Here is a 14,047-nt window from a genome sequence, read left to right on the forward strand (position 1 = left end):
TACACCATGATGCCGTAGGTGGGGGCCAGTACCGGTTCCAGCAGCGGGTGCAGGTATTCGAACTTGGCGCCGTGCATACGCTGGATGAAGTCGGGAATCAGGTCCATCGGGCCCGGACGGTACAAGGCCACGAAGGCGATAATTTCTTCGAACTTGCTGGGCTTGGCTTCCACCAGCATTTTTTTCATGCCGGAGGATTCAAACTGGAACACGCCGGTGGTGTTGGCGCTGGCAAAAATCTTGTAGGCGTCGGCATCGTCCAGCGGTAGATGGGCAACGTCCACGTCCTCGTTGCTGACCTGCTTGATGTAACGCTGGGCCAGTTCGATGATGGTGAGGTTGCGCAAGCCCAGGAAGTCGAACTTCACCAGGCCGATCTGCTCCACGTCATCCTTGTCGAACTGCGACACCGGTGAGGCACCGTCGGCACTGGCAATGTACAGCGGGCAGAAGTCGGTAAGTTTGCCCGGCGCAATCAGCACGCCACCGGCGTGCATGCCGATGCCGCGGGTGAGGTCTTCCAGCTTCATCGCCAGTTCGATCAGCTCATTGGCACCTTCCGATTCAATGACCTCACCGATCTGCGGCTCCACTTCCATGGCCTTTTCCAGGCCCAGCGGCTTGTTGGCCTCCAGCGGAATCAGCTTGGACAGGCGGTCGCACAGGCCGAAGGGCAGGTCCAGCACCCGGCCCACGTCGCGAATCACTGATTTGGACGACATGGTGCCGAAGGTGGCAATCTGGCTGACGGCTTCTTCGCCGTATTTCTGCCGGGTGTATTCGATCACGCGCCAGCGGTTTTCCTGACAGAAGTCCACGTCGAAGTCGGGCATGGATACCCGTTCCGGGTTCAGGAAACGCTCGAACAGCAGGGCGTAACGCAGCGGGTCGAGGTCGGTAATGCTCAGGCTGTAAGCCACCAGGGAACCGGCACCGGAACCCCGGCCCGGGCCTACCGGGCAGCCATTGCCCTTACCCCACTGGATAAAGTCCGCCACGATCAGGAAGTAACCGGGGAAACCCATCTGGATGATGGTGTCGCACTCGAACTTCAGCCGGGCATCGTATTCCGGGCGGCGCGCCTCGCGCTCGGCCGGGTCGGGAAACAGCTGCTCCAGCCGCACTTCCAGCCCGCGCTTGGCTTCGTACACCAGAAAATCATCCAGCGTCATGCCTTCCGGGGTGGGGAACAGCGGCAGGTAGTTCTTGCCCAGCACCACCGAAATATTGCAGCGCTTGGCAATTTCTACGGTGTTTTCCAGCGCTTCCGGAATATCGGCAAAGCGCTCCAGCATCTGTTCGGTGGAGAGGAAATACTGGCATTCGGAGAAATTGCGCGGACGGCGCTTGTCGCCCAGCGTGTATCCCTCGGCAATGCACACCCGTGCCTCGTGGGCCTTGAAGTCGTCCGGGTCCATGAACTGGATGGGATGGGTGGCCACGACCGGCAGGCCGGTTTCGCCTGCCAGCCACAGTGTGGCCTGTACCACGCTTTCCACCTGCGCATTGTCCACGCGCTGAACTTCCAGATAGAAACTGTCGGGAAACAGGCTCTCCCAGTACTGCGCCCGGCGCATCGCTTCTTCGCGCTGGCCCATGGCCAGTGCCACGCCGACATCACCCAGATGGGCACCGGACAGGCATAGCAGGTTGCTGTTATCGCCCTGTTCCAGCCAGGCGCGCTTGATTTCGGCGCGGCCACGGTACTGGTTGTGGGTGAAGGCCTGGGTCAGCAGTTCGCATAGCCTGCGATAACCCTCACGGTTTTTCACCGTCAGCATCAGGCGGGTGGGCTTGTCGCGGTCTTCTTCGTTTTCCAGCCAGATATCGGCCGAGACGATGGGCTTGATACCCTTGTTACGGCAGGACTTGTAAAACTTGACCATGCCGAACAGGTTCATCAGGTCCGACATGCCCATGGCAGGCATATTGTCCTTCTGCGCACGCTTTACCGCGTCGTCGAGGCGGACAATGCCGTCGGTGATGGAAAACTCCGAGTGGAGGCGAAGATGGATAAAGCGGGGTGCGTTCATGGCGGCATTTTACCGGCAGCGCGGCATCTGCACCATGCGTGCGGCAAGATAAATCGCATGCCAGTGGCAGCATGCTCGCTGCCTTGGGCTGGCTGTTTGTTGCTACTGTCACCAGCCTGTCATTCCTCCTTTTCTTGTGCTGCGTCGCAGCATTAGAATGGTGGCATCAGGAATCAGCCAAACGGTGAGCAAGATGGATTGTGATGTCAGAGAGCTGGATGGTACCAGCCTGTACAAATTACTGACTGGCAGTGTGCTGCCGCGTCCCATTGCCTGGCTCAGCACGCAGGATTTGCTGGGTGTGGCCAACCTGGCACCGTTTTCCTTTTTTACCGTTGCCGGACTCAATCCGCCGATGCTGGCCGTGACCATACTCAGGAAGCCGGATGGCAGCGACAAGGACAGCCTGGCCAATATCCGCGCGACCGGCGAATTCGTGGTGAATATTGTCAGCCAGGAGCTGGTTGAGGAAATGAACCAGTCCTGTGCCGCCTATCCGGCGGAAGTGGACGAGTTTGATCTGGCCGGCCTCGCCAAAGTCCGTAGCAAACAGGTGAAGGCACCCGGCGTGGCGCGTTCGCCGGTGCGCTATGAGTGCGTGCTGCATAGCTGCCTCGACCTTGGGCACGGGGCGGGGGGCAGCACGCTGGTGCTGGGTGAAATCCGTCATGTGCATGTGGCGGATGCGGTGTATCAGGATGGCCGGATTGATGTACAGGCGCTGCACCCCATTGGCAAACTGGCGGGGGACGCCTATACCCTGGTGCATGCGGATTTCTCGCTGGCACGGCCCTGATTTTTTCTGACCACACAAATGAAAAAAAGCACCTGTCCGGTGCTTTTTTCCTGGCAAGGCTTAGCGTAAGGCCTGGCTGATTTTTTCTGCCATCTCGTCCAGCAAGGCATAGCGACGGTTGTATTCGCTGCGTTTTTTACTGGCAATTTCTTCCATCGGCTTGCGCGGGATGGGGAAGGGGATGCGGAAGTATTCGGTGTTGATTTTCTCGGCACCGATATCCAGCCAGAAGCTGTCGTAATCAGCCTGGAATTCACGCCGGTAGCGCCAGGAGCTGTAAATATGGCTGTCCTTGCACACGGCCAGCACTTGCTGGCAGCCCATTTCACGGGTAATGACGGTCAATGCTTCCAGTACCAGCCGCTTGGGAAACAGGCCGTGACAAGCCTTGGTGGCGGTGCGGATGCACTCATGGCCAAATTCCTTGCGCGGGCCTTGCAAGCCGCCAATCAGTGCCACCGGCTGCCCTTGGTACTGGCACAGGGTAAAGGTGAGGGTAGCCAGTGCCACCTGTTGGGCATCGACAAACTGCAGCGACAGCTCGCCTTCCTTGTCGAAGTAATGGTTATGCCCCATCACCCAGCTGAAGCTGCTTTCATCCTTGCCGGTGACGCTGGCAATGCAGATATTGTCCAGCGACAGCAACTGGCTGCGCACGGCTGGCGGCAGTTGCAGTACCCGGCCATAGTGCTGTTGCAGCATCTCTACCTTGGCGGCATTGCCCAGCCCGCGGTGCAAATAGGGGCGATGCAGTTTTTGCGAAAGTCGCGGAGCCAGCTTCAGGTAGTCCAGCAGCATGGGCTGGCTGCTGAGGAAGCCCAGCCAGCGGTAGCTGCTGGACAGTGACAGCAAGCTGCGCAGTACCAGCTTGATGCGGTTCTTGCGTTCATCCAGATAGTCGCGCTGGGAAAATCCGCCACTCGCCAGCTGGCCTAGCAGTCGGACAGGGTGAGGTCGGGACGCTGATTCAATTGTTTTCACGCAGGGTTCTTCTAAAAGCGTTCGTGCACGGAAATGCATTATGGTTTATCCGGGTGTCGGCGTCTTTGGCCGGCTTGTCCCGTCGTCGTTACCGTTTGTGACGGTTTACTTTTTTTCTTCGCGGGGTTTGAGGGCAGACAGGGCTGCGCGTTGCATTTCCAGCGTTTTCATCTGCATGGACAGCATGCCCAGATTCATGGTCAGCCAGCCTTCCACTACCCGCAGCTCTGCCAGTTTGCGGTCGATTTCCTCCTCGCTCATCGGCGGGAGAAAGGGCTGGGCGCTGACAGGAGTGGCAGTTTGCCAGAACTGGCGGAACATGGCGAATGGGTCGTTCGGGTTGAAATCGGCGCTCATGACGTTTCTCCTGGTCAGAAATAGAAAACGGGCAAGACTGGCTTGCCCGTTCAGTATAAGACCAAAGACGACAGCTTAGCTGTTGTTGGCTGCTACCTGCGCATCCACGGCAGCCAGGGCCACCATGTTGACAATGCGGCGTACCGAGGAGATCGGGGTCAGGATGTGTACCGGCTTGCTCATGCCCATCAGGATGGGGCCGATGGTCACACCGTCGGATGCCGAAACACGCAGCAGGTTGTAGCTGATGTTGGCAGCTTCAACGTTCGGCATGATCAGCAGGTTGGCCGAGCCCTTCAGCGTGGTTTCCGGCATGGCCTGGGTGCGGATGGCTTCCACCAGGGCGGCGTCACCCTGCATTTCGCCATCGATTTCCAGGTCAGGCTGGGCCTCGCGGATCAGTTCCAGTGCGGAACGCATCTTGTCGGCGGATTCACCGTTGATGGTGCCGAAGCTGGAGTTGGACAGCAGGGCGGCTTTCGGTGCAATACCGAAACGCTTCATCGCTTCGGACGCCATCTTGGTGATACCGGCCAGTTGTACTGCATCCGGCTTGGCATTCACGTAGGTGTCGGTGATGAAGATGTTGCCGGTCGGCAGGATCAGTGCGTTCATGGCACCGGCTACCTTGTCGGCATTGTCGTAGCCCAGCACGGTTTCCACGATGTCGAAATGCTGACGGTAAGTACCGTAGGTACCGCAAATCATCGCATCTGCATCACCGCGGCGAACCATCAGCGCGCCAATCAGCGTGGTGTTGCCGATCACGCGGCGACGGGCCTGCTCCTGGGAAACGCCCTTGCGCTTCATCAGGTTGTAGTAGTCCTTCCAGTATTCGGCAAAGCGCGGGTCGGATTCGTTGTTGACCAGTTCGAAATCCTTGCCCGGCTCCAGCTTCAGGCCCAGTTTTTCGATACGCTTTTCGATCACGCTCGGACGGCCGATCAGGATGGGGCGGGCGAGGCCTGCCAGCACGATTTCCTGGGTAGCGTGCAGTACGCGCTCGTCTTCACCTTCGGTCAGGACAACGCGCTTGCTTTCCTTCTTGGCCTGGGCAAACACCGGCTTCATGAACAGGTTGGTCTTGTACACGAACTGGGTGAGCTGGTCGGCGTAGGCGTCGAAATCCTGGATCGGGCGGGTGGCCACGCCGGAATCCATGGCAGCCTTGGCTACGGCCGGGGCAATCTTGACGATCAGGCGCGGGTCGAAGGGCTTCGGAATCACGTATTCCGGGCCAAAGGACAGTTCCTGGTCGCCGTAAGCGGAGGCAACGACGTCGGACTGTTCGGCCATGGCCAGGTCGGCAATGGCGCGGACGGTAGCCAGCTTCATTTCTTCATTGATGGTGGTGGCACCCACGTCGAGCGCGCCACGGAAGATGAAGGGGAAGCACAGTACGTTGTTTACCTGGTTCGGGTAGTCGGAGCGACCGGTACCGATGATGGCATCCGGACGGACTTCCTTCACCAGCGGCGGCAGGATTTCCGGTTCCGGGTTGGCCATGGCCAGAATCACCGGGTGAGCAGCCATGCTCTTGACCATCTCTTGCGACACCAGGCGCGGGCCGGACAGACCCATGAAGATGTCGGCGCCAACCATGGCGTCGGCCAGTTTGCGCCAGCCGTTGTCGGCAATGGCGTAACGCAGCTTGGATTCGTCCAGCTTTTCGTCACGGCCGTGGTAGATCACGCCCTTGGAATCGCAGACGGTGATGTTTTCACGCTTCACGCCCAGCGCTACCAGGAGGTCCAGGCAGGCGATGGCGGCAGCGCCGGCACCGGAGGCCACCACGCGGACATTGGCGATGTCCTTGTTGACCAGGCGCAGCGAGTTCAGTACCGCGGCAGCGGCCACGATGGCGGTGCCGTGCTGGTCGTCATGGAAGACCGGAATGCCCATGCGTTCGCGGCACTTCTTCTCGATGTAGAAGCACTCGGGGGCCTTGATGTCTTCCAGGTTGATGCCGCCGAAAGTCGGCTCCATCGCACAGATCATGTCCACCAGCTTGTCCGGGTCGTTTTCGTTCAGTTCGATGTCGAAAACATCGATGCCGGCAAACTTCTTGAACAGCACACCCTTGCCTTCCATCACCGGCTTGCCAGCCAGCGGGCCGATGTTGCCCAGGCCCAGTACGGCGGTACCGTTGGTGATGACAGCTACCAGATTACCGCGTGCGGTGTACTTGTAGGCATTGAGCGGGTCTTCCACGATAGCGTCACACGGGGCGGCCACACCGGGGGAGTAGGCAAGGGCGAGGTCACGCTGGGTAGCCAGCGGTTTGGTCGGGGACACCTGGATCTTGCCGGGCTGAGGAAACTGGTGGAAATCGAGTGCGGCTTGGCGCAGTTGCTCGTCCATTCGTGAACTCCTGGGTGGTTTCTTATGGTCGTTTTGAATAATTTAGCTGAATATTATAAGGGCTAACCCTCTATCGGGGCTATGGTCCTGTCAGACAAAGTACGCGGCAAGAGGTTTTCACCTCTGCCGCGTTGTTTGTCCTGTCCTGCTATTACTGCATCATACCTAACATTCGGGGCAGCCACAGTGATATACCGGGCAGATAGGTCACGGCCACCAGGAAGCCCAGCATGGTGAGCAGCCACGGCCACACGGCCACGGTCAGCTCGGTAATGCCCATCTTGGTGATGCCGGAGGCCACGTACAGGTTAAGCCCCACCGGCGGATGACACATGCCGACTTCCATGTTCACGGCAATCAGAATGCCGAAGTGTACCGGATTCACCCCCAGTTTGACTGCCACCGGGTACAGGATGGGTGCCATGATCAGCACAATGGCCGACGGGTCCATGAAGTTACCGGCCGCCAGCAGCAGGATGTTGGTGAGCAACAGGAAGGCCACCACACCCAGGCCCTGTGCCGTCATCCACGCAGCCATGGCTTGCGGAATCTGCTCGGAAGCCATCAGGAAGGAGAACAGTACGGCGTTGGTGATGATGTACAGCAGCATCGAGCTCATCGAGGCGGCATTGATCAGCACGCGCGGTACATCCTTCAGACCCATGTCCTTGTAGACGAACACGGCAATGATGAAGGCGTACACGGCGGCCATGGCGGCAGCTTCAGTCGGGGTGAAGATGCCGCTGTAAATACCGCCAATCACCAGGACGATCAGCAACAGGCCCCACACGCATTCGCGGAAGGCTTGCAGACGCTCGCCCCAGCTGGCACGCGGCAGGCGCGGGTAGTCAAACTTCTTGGCACGGTACCAGGTGGTCAGGCCCAGCAATACCGACAGGCACAGGCCGGGCAGCACGCCAGCCATGAACAGCTGGCCGACCGATGCGGTGGACACGCTCATGCCATCCGGGCCGGTCACGTCCATGCCGGCAGTGGCGATGGAATACATCACCAGGTTGATGGACGGCGGGAACAGAATGCCCAGCGCGCCGGAAGTGGTGATCACCCCGGCACCAAAGCGCTGCGGGTAGCCCTGTTTCACCATGGCCGGCAGGATGATGGAACCCACGGCCACCACGGTGGCAACGGAAGAGCCGGTAATGGCGGCAAACAGTGCGCAGGACACCACGCCAGCCAGACCCAAACCACCATACCAGTGGCCTACCAGGGTGGTGGCAAAGCGGATCATCCGTTTGGCCACACCGCCGTGCATCAGGAAGTTGCCCGCCAGAATGAAGAAGGGAATCGCCATGATTTCGAACTTCTCGATCCCGGTGAACAGCTTGAGCGCCACCGATTCGATAGGGACTTCCGTCATGGTGAACAGGAAGGTCAGTACCGTCAGACCCAGCGAGATGGAGATCGGCATGCCGGTCAGCATCAGGGTAAGCAGCAGACCGAAAATGATGAGGGTGGTCATTAGTGCTTGCCTCCGTGGTTCAGGTCGTGCGGGTGCAGATTGTCCAGATCCTCGGCACCTTCCTCGATGCCATCAACATGGCCGTGGTCATGCTTGGGCAGGCTGCCGGTCTTGATGAAGTTCCAGGCTACTTGCAGGAAGCGGAAGCACATCAGGGTAGAGCCGCAGGGGATGGCGAGATAAACCAGCCACATCGGGGCTTCCAGGTCGGGCGATGTCTGGTCGGTATGGGCGATTTCCCAGACAAAATTGCCGCCCAGCACGGCAATCACGCCGGTGAACAGTGCGCCGGACAAGAGACCGAAGATGATGAACTTGGCACGGGTCTTGTCGGACAGGCGGTTGATCAACACGTCCACACCCACGTGGATGCCGGTCCGCACGCCATAGGCAGCGCCGAACTTGGCCATCCATACAAACAGGTAGATGGTGAGTTCCTGGGCCCACGCCATATTGATATGGGCCAGATACGGTTGCAGGGTTTCGATGCCCGAGCCGTAGCGGTGCAGTACCGCCACGAAGGTGATGAGGGTTGCACTACCCATCAACAGGGCAATCATCCACTCCTCCAGATGGTCGAGGAATTTCAGCATGATTGTTCTCTTTTCGCAAAAAGAGCGTGGGTGCAACAAGGCACGCACGCTCGATTCAGGGCTGATCAGTTGTTGGGGTTGAAACCGGTTTCTTTGTAGATGGCTTTCAGCAGGTCCGGACCGATACGGTCGGCCATCTTGGTGTGTACCGGAACCATGGCCTTCTTGAAGGCTGCACGCTCGGCCGCGGTCGGGGTGTAGACCTGGGTCTTGCCGGAGGCCTTGATGGCTGCCAGCGCGCGGTCGTTTTCCTTCTTCGCGATGTCGTTGGCGTACTTGGAGGCATCAACGATGGCGCCATCCAGCTGGGTACGCACATCAGCCGGCAGGCCGTCCCAGAACTTCTTGTTCACGATGACGGCATAGCCGAGGAAGCCGTGCTGGGTCAGGGTCAGGTTCTTTTGCACCTCGTAAGCCTTGCTGGTGTAGAGGTTGGACGCTTCCAGTTCGGTGCCATCCACCACGCCGGTTTGCAGTGCCTGGTATACCTCGGAGAAGGCCATCACCTGCGGCAGTGCGCCTACCGAGCGCATTTCTTCTTCCAGTACCTTGGAGGACTGGATACGGATCTTCATGCCCTTCAGGTCGGCCGGGGTGCGGATCGGCTTGTTGGAAGAGAAGTTCTTGAAGCCGTTATCCCAGTAAGCCAGGCCCTTGATGCCCTTGCTTTCCAGCTTGCCCAGCAATTGCTTGCCGATGGCACCGTGCATCACCTTGTTCACTTCGTCGTAGTTGTCGAACACATATGGCAGATCGAAAACTTCGAATTCCTTCACGCCCAGCGGGCCAAACTTGGCCAGCGACGGGGCGAGCATCTGAACCGCGCCCAGTTGCAGGGCTTCCAGTTCTTCCTTGTCCTTGTAAAGCTGGCTGTTGGGATAAACCTGAACCTTGACCTTGCCATGGGTACGTTCTTCCGCCAGCTTTTTGAAGTATTCGGCAGCCTTGCCCTTGGGGGTATCCGGCGATACCACGTGGCTGAACTTGATGACGATTTCACCAGCAGCCTGGGCCATGCCGGCTACACCAAAAGAAGCACCGATCAGCAGTGCAGCAATCTTCAGTTTCATAAGTCTCTCCGTTTGCATTTCTGTTAGCGTTGAATGTTTTTGCTTTGTTATTACAGCCCTTGTCTGTGGGCTGTTAATACCGTGTAAAGTAGAAGGCGCGCCAACAACATGCCATTGGGGACTTCATCATTGGGGTTTTCCCTAACTCATTTATGCACGTCATTGATATGCTCGCCCGTCGTCGTTCCCCCCGCCTGCTGTGGCTGGGAACCTCCCTCACCCTGATTGCCCTGGTACTGGCCCTGGGTGGCCTGTTTTATCTGGTGTATCGCGACTGGGTGGATGAGCAGCGGGACAATCTCATTCAGGAAGTGCTCTGGCTGGAACAGTCGATGCGCCTGCATATGGAAGGCCAGCAAGAGTGGGCCGAAGGGGTGGCGGCAGATATTGCCAATGGCAAGCTGAGCCCGGAACGCTTCATCTCCAATGCCGCGTTTTTCATGCGCGAAAGCCCGGAAGTGTTACTGGTGCAGCAAATCGACGCGCAAGCCATGCTGCTGCGCGACCAGCACGGACAGGTTGCACCGGGCCGGGTGTTGCATGGTGACGAATATGACGCGGTGTGGCGTGCCATGCGCTTGCGCCGCGCATCCTACGGTCAGCCTTACCGCAGGCCGGATGGCAAATACCGCTTTGATCTGGCCGTGCCCATCATTGCCAATGAAAAAGTACTGGGCAGCATACGGCTGGTGTATCAGTTCGATCAGCTGCTGCACCGTCAGGTGCCGTGGTGGATTGCCTCCAAGAACTACATCAGTTTTGTCGATGTGGGTGGGCGCACACTGGCCAGCAAGTTCGACCCGTCAGAACATCCTGGCAATATCTCGCACCAGACCAGTTTCGATCCGCCCGGTTTCGGCGTTTACCTGCGCGCGGTCAGCTACCGTTCCGGCCTGGGGCTGACCCTGCCGGTGCTCACCGGCCTGATCACCCTGCTGGCAGCAGCCTTGCTGTATTCCATCTGGCGCATCCGTCGCCACATGCGCGAACGCTCGCGCGCCGAGCAGGCACTTTCCACCGAAGTGGCCTTGCGTCAGGCGATTGAAGACTGCATGAAAAGCGGCCTGGTGGCCATCAGCCTGCAAGGCGAAATCCTGCGGGTCAACCGGGCATTCTGTGAAATGCTGGGCTATGCCCCGGAACAGCTGGTGGGGCAGAGGCCGCCGCATGTGTTCTGGCCAGCCAGCGATCATCAGCAGATGCGCGCTGCCATGGATGCGGTGCGGCAAGGCATGCAGCCGGAGCAGGGCTTCGAGTTGCGCTTTGCCTGCCAGAGTGGCGATTTTATTGAAGTACGCCTGTATGCCACGCCGCTGATCGAGCGTGACGGCAGCCACCGTGGCTGGATTGCCGCGCTGTTTGACATTACCGAACGCAAGCGCCAGCGCCTGGCACTCAATGCCTCGCACCAGCGTTTTCTGACCGTGCTGAACGGCATGCAGGCCGGGGTGTGCGTGGTCAGTCAGGACAGCGGCCAGCTGCTATATGGCAATCCTACTTTTGCGTATCTGTGGCTGGCGGAAGAGCCGGACGCACCATGTTGCCTGCTGCTGCCGGGGCTGCGTGCCGATCCGGAACATGACGATCTGGCCAGTGAGTTCACCCTGCAGGATGGCAAACAGTGGTTCCAGATGCAGCGGCGCAGGCTGGAGTGGGTCAACGGGGAGTCCGCCTGGCTGGTGATCCTGACCGATGTCACCGAAGAGCGTGAGCGCGAAGGGCGGGCGCAGGCACAGCAGGAACGCTTCCAGACTACCTCGCGGCTGATTGCCATGGGCGAGATGGCCTCCAGTCTGGCGCACGAACTGAACCAGCCGCTGACTGCCATTTCCACTTATTCGGCCGGGCTGGCCAGACGCTTGCCGGACACGCTGGAGTTACCCAACGGGGTGCGCGATGCCGTGTCGGCCATCAGCCAGCAGGCGCAGCGGGCGGGGCAGATCATCAAGAGCATCCGCGCCTTTGTGAAAAAGCACGAACCTCAGCTGGAAACGGTAGATCCGGCCCGCGTGGTGGCGCGTGCTGCCGGTCTGGCCGAGATGATGGCCTTCAAGGCCGGGGTTCAGTTGCTGATCGAGCAGGATGACACAGTCTGCCGGCTGGACATGGACCCGGTGCTGATCGAGCAGGTATTGCTCAATCTGATGAAGAACGCCATCGAAGCCATGGTGGAAGCCCAGACACGACGCCCGCACATCATCGTGCGCACTGCTGTCGGTGCTGCTTTCTGGCGGGTGGAGGTGGCTGATAACGGACCGGGGCTGGCCGATAACATCAAGAACGAGCTGTTTACCCCGTTTTATTCCACCAAGCCGGATGGCATGGGGATTGGTTTGAATATCTGCCGCTCCATTGTCGAGTTCCATCGCGGCGAATTCAGCGTCAGCACCGGGGTGAGCGGTGGCTGTGTCTTCTGGTTCACCCTGCCTTTGCGCCGCGACGCGTAAGCATCATGAAAAACGGCACCCTTAGGGTGCCGTTTCCAGATAGCGCAGTGAGTGTGTAGTTTGCGCGGTGTACGCTCAGCGCAGCGGCGGCTCCAGCACGGTTTCCTGCGTTTCCGGCAGCGTATCCGGGTAGTCGCGGCTGTAGTGCAGGCCGCGGCTTTCCTTGCGCAGCAAGGCCGAACGCACGATCAGCTCGGCAGTCTGCACCAGATTGCGCAGCTCGATCAGATCGTTGGTGACGTGGAAGTTGCTGTAGTACTCGTTGATTTCTTCGGACAGCAGGCGAATCCGGCTCAGTGCCCGCATCAGGCGCTTGTTGGTGCGCACAATGCCCACATAGTCCCACATGGCACGACGCAGCTCGTCCCAGTTGTGCGATATCACCACTTCCTCGTCGGTATCCGTCACCTGGCTGTCATCCCAGGCCGGGATCGGCGGCAAGGTGATGACCGGCTCTGCCAGAATGTCCTCGGCCGCAGCCTTGCCAATCACCAGACACTCCAGCAAGGAGTTGCTGGCCAGGCGGTTGGCGCCGTGCAGGCCGGTGCAAGCGACTTCGCCCACGGCATACAGCGCGTCCACATCGGTATGGCCGGTGAGGTCGGTCACCAGACCACCGCAGGTAAAGTGCACGGCCGGTACTACCGGGATTGGCTCCTGGGTGATGTCGATGCCCAGTTCCAGACAGTGCGCGTAGATATTGGGGAAGTGCTCTTTGATAAAGTTGGCCGGCTTGTAGGAAATATCCAGATAAACACAATCCAGACCATGCTTCTTCATTTCGAAGTCAATCGCGCGCGCCACCACGTCGCGCGGTGCCAGTTCGCCACGCGGGTCGTGATCCGGCATGAAGCGGGTGCCGTCCGGCAGCTTCAGAATGCCGCCCTCACCACGCACCGCTTCGGAAATCAGGAAAGACTTGGTGTGCGGGTGATACAGGCAAGTCGGGTGGAACTGGATGAATTCCATATTCCCCACCCGGCAGCCGGCACGCCAGCCCATGGCAATGCCATCGCCAGTCGCCGTATCCGGATTGGTGGTGTACAGGTAAACCTTGCCCGCACCACCGGAGGCCAGAATGGTGTGCTGGGCGGCAATGGTCACCACCTGATCCAGCGTCTTGTCCAGTGCATACACGCCATAACAGCGCTTGCCTTCCAGCCCCAGCTTGCGTGAGGTAATCAGGTCGATGGCCAGGAAATCTTCCAGCACGGTAATGTTCGGATGCGCCTTGATCTTCTGACCCAGGGTGGACGTCACCGCTGCACCGGTTGCATCCGCAGCATGAATGATGCGGCGATGGCTGTGGCCACCCTCGCGGGTCAGGTGATAACCCGTCTTGTGGGTATCATCGCGAGTAAAAGGCACACCCAGCGCAATCAACCAGTCAATTGCTTCTTTAGAGTGCTCCACAATAAAGCGGGTGGCTTCTTCATTACACAAACCGGCACCGGCAATCAGGGTATCGCGGATATGCTCTTCAACAGAGTCCTCCGTATCCAGCACCGCGGCGATGCCGCCCTGGGCATAGGTAGAGCTGCCTTCCAGCAGGTCACGTTTGGTAATCAGGCCAACTTTGCGTGTGGCAGCCAGATGCAAGGCCAGGGTCATGCCGGCCAGACCGCTACCGATAATCAATACATCAAACTTGAGCATGGCAGATGCCGCCGTCAGGCGGACTAGGGCAGTTTGCAGAAGGCTAAAGAGTAGCAGAAGCGCTGCAGTGCGGCATCAGCATTATCTTGTCGTCTTATATATAGATATTGCAGCGTGGATGCGACCAAATCACCTTCATTGATCGTGGTCGCGGTTGTTAGGATATGGGCGGCGAATGTGTAGCTCGATGTTTAATATAAAACCCGTATTTCATAAAGCATTACCGTTCAGTGACTTAGCGGTCTGTGCGACGGAATTTTGGCAAATCCTGCA

Annotated in this window: 10 protein-coding genes; 2 read left to right on the plus strand and 8 right to left on the minus strand. The window is 59.0% G+C overall.

The features are described 5' to 3' along the window. Positions 1-2,033, minus strand: a 2,033-nt coding sequence (dnaE, locus tag ACE3SE_RS20975; protein ID WP_374558030.1) for a DNA polymerase III subunit alpha, incomplete at its 3' end; no start/stop codon positions are given. Between the two features lie 193 nt (positions 2,034-2,226). Here dnaE and ACE3SE_RS20980 point away from each other — a divergent pair. Next, the gene (locus ACE3SE_RS20980; RefSeq protein ID WP_062789735.1) at positions 2,227-2,829 is read left to right on the plus strand and encodes a flavin reductase family protein; all 603 of its coding nucleotides are present in this window, start codon (positions 2,227-2,229) and stop codon (positions 2,827-2,829) included. A 60-nt stretch (positions 2,830-2,889) separates the two neighbouring features. On the opposite strand, the gene ACE3SE_RS20985 is transcribed toward ACE3SE_RS20980, so the two are convergent. The 6 genes from ACE3SE_RS20985 to ACE3SE_RS21010 form a co-directional block, all read right to left on the minus strand. After that, positions 2,890-3,810: a VirK/YbjX family protein gene (locus ACE3SE_RS20985; protein ID WP_374558032.1), complete on the minus strand. Its 921-nt coding sequence runs from the start codon at positions 3,808-3,810 to the stop codon at positions 2,890-2,892. Positions 3,811-3,915: 105 nt separating this feature from the next. Further along, the gene (locus ACE3SE_RS20990; protein ID WP_045847195.1) at positions 3,916-4,167 is read right to left on the minus strand and encodes a PhaM family polyhydroxyalkanoate granule multifunctional regulatory protein; all 252 of its coding nucleotides are present in this window, start codon (positions 4,165-4,167) and stop codon (positions 3,916-3,918) included. Between the two features lie 75 nt (positions 4,168-4,242). Next, entirely contained in the window at positions 4,243-6,528 is a 2,286-nt protein-coding gene (locus tag ACE3SE_RS20995) for an NADP-dependent malic enzyme (RefSeq protein ID WP_045847196.1), read from the minus strand. A gap of 151 nt (positions 6,529-6,679) precedes the next feature. After that, complete coding sequence (locus tag ACE3SE_RS21000) at positions 6,680-8,008, minus strand: TRAP transporter large permease (RefSeq protein WP_131354764.1); 1,329 nt, start codon at positions 8,006-8,008, stop codon at positions 6,680-6,682. After that, positions 8,008-8,601, minus strand: a complete 594-nt coding sequence (locus ACE3SE_RS21005) for a TRAP transporter small permease (RefSeq protein WP_045847198.1) — start codon at positions 8,599-8,601, stop codon at positions 8,008-8,010. Before ACE3SE_RS21005 ends, ACE3SE_RS21000 begins: the two co-directional genes overlap by 1 nt. 65 nt (positions 8,602-8,666) lie before the next feature. Continuing rightward, positions 8,667-9,671 carry a TRAP transporter substrate-binding protein gene (locus tag ACE3SE_RS21010; RefSeq protein ID WP_374558036.1) on the minus strand — a complete coding sequence of 335 codons (1,005 nt, stop codon included), beginning with the start codon at positions 9,669-9,671 and terminating at the stop codon, positions 8,667-8,669. 152 nt (positions 9,672-9,823) lie between these two features. Here ACE3SE_RS21010 and ACE3SE_RS21015 point away from each other — a divergent pair, with 152 nt between their 5' ends. Then, positions 9,824-12,118, plus strand: a complete 2,295-nt coding sequence (locus ACE3SE_RS21015; protein ID WP_374558038.1) for a PAS domain-containing sensor histidine kinase — start codon at positions 9,824-9,826, stop codon at positions 12,116-12,118. A gap of 75 nt (positions 12,119-12,193) precedes the next feature. Here ACE3SE_RS21015 and nadB read toward each other — a convergent pair whose 3' ends face one another. Beyond that, a complete protein-coding gene (gene nadB / locus ACE3SE_RS21020; protein ID WP_131354758.1) occupies positions 12,194-13,774 on the minus strand; it encodes an L-aspartate oxidase in 1,581 nt (526 codons plus the stop codon). Positions 13,775-14,047 lie beyond the last annotated feature (273 nt).

It is taken from the genome of Aquitalea pelogenes (assembly GCF_041914625.1).
Taxonomy (GTDB): Bacteria; Pseudomonadota; Gammaproteobacteria; order Burkholderiales; family Chromobacteriaceae; genus Aquitalea; species Aquitalea pelogenes.

Bases quoted from the DNA above. Each gene is read 5' to 3' on its own strand.
- ACE3SE_RS20995 (WP_045847196.1), bottom strand. From the start codon at position 6,528: ATGGACGAGCAACTGCGCCAAGCCGCACTCGATTTCCACCAGTTTCCT.
- ACE3SE_RS21010 (WP_374558036.1), bottom strand. From the start codon at position 9,671: ATGAAACTGAAGATTGCTGCACTGCTGATCGGTGCTTCTTTTGGTGTA.
- ACE3SE_RS20980 (WP_062789735.1), top strand. From the start codon at position 2,227: ATGGATTGTGATGTCAGAGAGCTGGATGGTACCAGCCTGTACAAATTA.
- nadB (WP_131354758.1), bottom strand. From the start codon at position 13,774: ATGCTCAAGTTTGATGTATTGATTATCGGTAGCGGTCTGGCCGGCATG.
- ACE3SE_RS21005 (WP_045847198.1), bottom strand. From the start codon at position 8,601: ATGCTGAAATTCCTCGACCATCTGGAGGAGTGGATGATTGCCCTGTTG.
- ACE3SE_RS20990 (WP_045847195.1), bottom strand. From the start codon at position 4,167: ATGAGCGCCGATTTCAACCCGAACGACCCATTCGCCATGTTCCGCCAG.
- ACE3SE_RS21000 (WP_131354764.1), bottom strand. From the start codon at position 8,008: ATGACCACCCTCATCATTTTCGGTCTGCTGCTTACCCTGATGCTGACC.
- ACE3SE_RS21015 (WP_374558038.1), top strand. From the start codon at position 9,824: ATGCACGTCATTGATATGCTCGCCCGTCGTCGTTCCCCCCGCCTGCTG.